This window comes from Mycobacterium sp., assembly GCF_032162105.1.
Lineage (GTDB): Bacteria > Actinomycetota > Actinomycetes > Mycobacteriales > Mycobacteriaceae > Mycobacterium.
In genome coordinates this window covers 1-3,291 of record NZ_JAVRPS010000695.1, presented here as the reverse complement: position 1 = coordinate 3,291, position 3,291 = coordinate 1, and the positions used below count along the sequence as shown (strand labels likewise).

Annotated in this window: 4 protein-coding genes; 2 read left to right on the top strand and 2 right to left on the bottom strand. The window is 64.6% G+C overall.

Annotation, left to right across the window (positions count from 1 at the left end):
• Nucleotides 1-106 precede the first annotated feature (106 nt).
• On the bottom strand, nt 107-310 hold the full coding sequence (locus tag QOC69_RS35155) for an MmyB family transcriptional regulator (RefSeq protein ID WP_526447317.1): 204 nt from the start codon (nt 308-310) through the stop codon (nt 107-109).
• Between the two features lie 101 nt (nt 311-411).
• Between QOC69_RS35155 and QOC69_RS35150 the strand changes: the two genes are divergently transcribed.
• Complete coding sequence (locus QOC69_RS35150; protein ID WP_526447315.1) at nt 412-1,113, top strand: SDR family oxidoreductase; 702 nt, start codon at nt 412-414, stop codon at nt 1,111-1,113.
• A 68-nt stretch (nt 1,114-1,181) separates the two neighbouring features.
• Nucleotides 1,182-2,012: an LLM class F420-dependent oxidoreductase gene (locus QOC69_RS35145; RefSeq protein ID WP_526447313.1), complete on the top strand. Its 831-nt coding sequence runs from the start codon at nt 1,182-1,184 to the stop codon at nt 2,010-2,012.
• Here the strand turns inward: QOC69_RS35145 and QOC69_RS35140 are convergent.
• Nucleotides 2,009-3,291, bottom strand: a 1,283-nt coding sequence (locus QOC69_RS35140) for an MFS transporter (protein WP_526447311.1), incomplete at its 5' end; no start/stop codon positions are given. The two genes, QOC69_RS35145 and QOC69_RS35140, sit on opposite strands and share 4 nt — an antisense overlap.

The following is a 3,291-nucleotide window of genomic DNA, read 5'->3' as shown; positions in this document are numbered from 1 at the left end:
GCCAACAACCGATCGAGTTCTGCCTGCCATGCTGTCCGGTCGACGACAGTTGGCAATGGGTATTCGTCCGTATCCATCGTTCACCTCCGATGTATGGACCACCTCGTCACGCAGAACTCATCGCGGCGAGTGTCTGGGTGCCGACAACGGCGAGGAGGGCGAGTCGCTCGGCGTCCTCGGTTCCGGGCTCGGCGGTGTACACCATGACGCGCAGGTCCGGACCGACCACGGTGAGCACGTAGCAGTCCAGTGTCAGGGGGCCCACCTGCGGCCAGCACCGCACCGTGTTCCCGAACTCCGAGCGTGCCATCACACCATGGTGCACCGCAGCGCTCGAATCGTCCTGGCACTGACAGTCCTAGGAAGCCGGGGCTGCTGGCTGACTCCGGAACGGCCAGGCATCGTGGAGGCATGACGACGACACTGATCACCGGAGCCAACAAGGGTCTCGGCTTCGAGAGCGCCCGCCAACTGATCGCCGCCGGCCACACGGTCTACCTCGGCAGCCGGGACGCCGAGCGGGGCCACCAGGCCGCGGAGCAGCTGGGCGCGCGGGCGGTCCAGCTCGACGTCACCGACGACGCGTCGGTGGAGGCCGCCGCGAGGACGATCGAGGCCGACGGAGGGCTCGACGTCCTGGTGAACAACGCCGGGATGGAAGAGCGCGGTCCGAACAACGTCGTGCTCGGCCCCGCGGACATCACCGCCGATCTGATGCGGAAGACCTTCGAGACCAACGTCTTCGGCACGGTCCGCGTCCTGCACGCATTTCTGCCACTGCTGAAGCGGTCCCCCAACCCGGTGGTGGTCAATGTGAGCAGCGGCCTCGCATCGCTGACCCGGCTCGCCGCCGCCCCTGCCCTCATCTATCCGGGCGTGGCCTATCCGGCATCGAAGACAGCGGTCAACATGATCACCGTGCAGTACGCGAAGGCGTTCCCGCACATGCGAATCAACTCCGTCGAGCCGGGTTTCACCAAGACCGACCTGAACGGCAACACCGGCACCCAAACCGTCGAACAGGGCGCCGAGATCATCGTGCGGATGGCGCAGCTCGACGCCGACGGCCCCACCGGCGGTTACTTCGACGTAAATGGCCCCCTGCCCTGGTGATTCTCCGCAGGGAATACCGTGGTTGCGGCGAGGGTTGTCGCGACCGTGTCGATCGATAGGGATGGCGTATGAAGATCGGAATCTCCACGTTTGTCACCGATGACGGAATCGACTCGGTGTCGCTTGCCCGTGCGATCGAGGATCGGGGTTTCGATTCGCTGGTGATCGCGGAGCACACGAACATTCCGGCAAGCCGGGAGACGCCGTACCCGACGGGTGGCGAGTTGCCGGACATGTATTACCGGACGCTGGATCCGTTCGTCACCCTGGCCGCTGCAGCCGCCGTGACCTCCCGGATCGAGTTGTTCACTGGCATCGCCCTGCTCATCCAACGTGACCCGATCATCACCGCGAAGGAGGCCGCCAGCATCGACCTGATCTCCGGTGGCCGGTTTGTGTTCGGCGTAGGCGCCGGCTGGAACATCGAGGAGTTGCGCAACCACGGCACGGACCCCAAGACCCGCGGTGCGCTGTTGGACGAGCGCATCGAGGCGATCACGGCGCTGTGGACGACAGAACCCGCCGAGTACCACGGCACGTACGTCGACTTCGATCCGACGTACCTTCGGCCCAAGCCGGTTCAGAAGCCGCATCCGCCCATCTACATCGGCGGCAACTCCGATGCCACCGTCAAGCGGGTGATCCGGCACCACGCGGGCTGGATCGCCAACCCCTTCCCGGTGGAAACGCTGAGCAAGAGGATCGACCAGATGCGCGACGGCGCAGGCCACGACGTCCCGCTCGCGCAGTTCGGCACTCCCACCGACCTCGAGTATTGGCGCGCCGTCGATGACTTGGGATTCGGCCAGATCGCGCTGCTGCTACCCACCGCGCCACTCGACGAATCCCTTCGGCTACTCGACGAGTACGCCGCGCTGGTGGAGCAGTATCGCGGCTAGCGAGAAGGTGCAGGCACCGCCCAGGCGCTGCCCTGCTCGCGGTCGAGCACCGTCTCGCCCTTGTTCTTCAGCCCGAAGACGTAGACCACCAAGCTCACGCCGATCACCACCGTGACGTAGACGATGAACAAGGTGATGTGATCGGGCTTGGATGCTTGGTAGAGCAGCGGCGCCGTGCCCCCGAACACCGAGTTCGCGAGCGCGTAGCCCAATCCCACGCCCAGGGCCCGGATTTCGGCGGGGAACAGCTCCGCCTTCACGATCGCGTTGACTGACGTATAGCCGGTGATGATGACGTAGCCGACGGCCAGTATCAAGAACGCCGTGACCGCTGACGTCGTCTGCGGGAGGAACGTGAGAAGGACGTAGGTGTAGAGAACGCCACCGACACCGAAGAAGATCAGAAGCGGCTTGCGTCCGACCCGGTCGCTGATGAGGCCGCCAACCGGCTGCAGCAACATCAGGAAGATCAGGCCAAGCAGGTTGACCCACGTTGCCGTCAGCGCCCGGTCTGTTCCAAAGGTGGACTTGACAATTGCCGGCGCGTTGACGCTATAGGTGTAGAACGCGATCGTGCCGCCCGCCGTGATGAGGAACACGAGCAGCAGGGGGCGCCAGTGCGTGGTGAACAAGGTCTTCATGGATCCCGCGTCGCGGTCCTCGCCCTCACGGATGGACTCCAAGTGCGATTCGCTCAGCGACTCGTCCATCGAGCGGCGAATCCAGAGCACCACCAGGGCGGCCATGCCGCCGATGAAGAAGCCGATCCGCCACCCCCATGCCTTGAGCTCGTCGGTATCCAGGAAGTTGAGCGCGATGAGGAGCGTGAACTGCGCGAGAACGTGACCGCCGATGAGGGTGACGTACTGGAAGGACGACAGGAAGCCGCGCCGATTCGCGGTGGCCGCCTCGGACATATACGTCGCTGACGTGCCGTACTCACCACCGGTGGCAAACCCCTGCACGAGGCGGGCGAAGACCAGGATCACCGCCGCCCACCAGCCGATGATCTCGCGCGTGGGCATGACCGCCACGAGGAACGAGCAGGCCGACATGACGGTGATGCTGAGCATCAGGGAGGCCTTGCGGCCGCGACGGTCGGCGAACCGTCCGAAGAACCACGATCCCACCGGTCGCATGATGAAGGTCACTGCGAAGATCGCGTAGATGTACACCGTCGAGTTGGTGTCGTTCTTGTCGAAGAACTGCGCCTCGAAATAGCTGGCGAAAACGGTGTAGACGTAGACGTCGTACCACTCGACGAGGTTTCCCGCGGAGC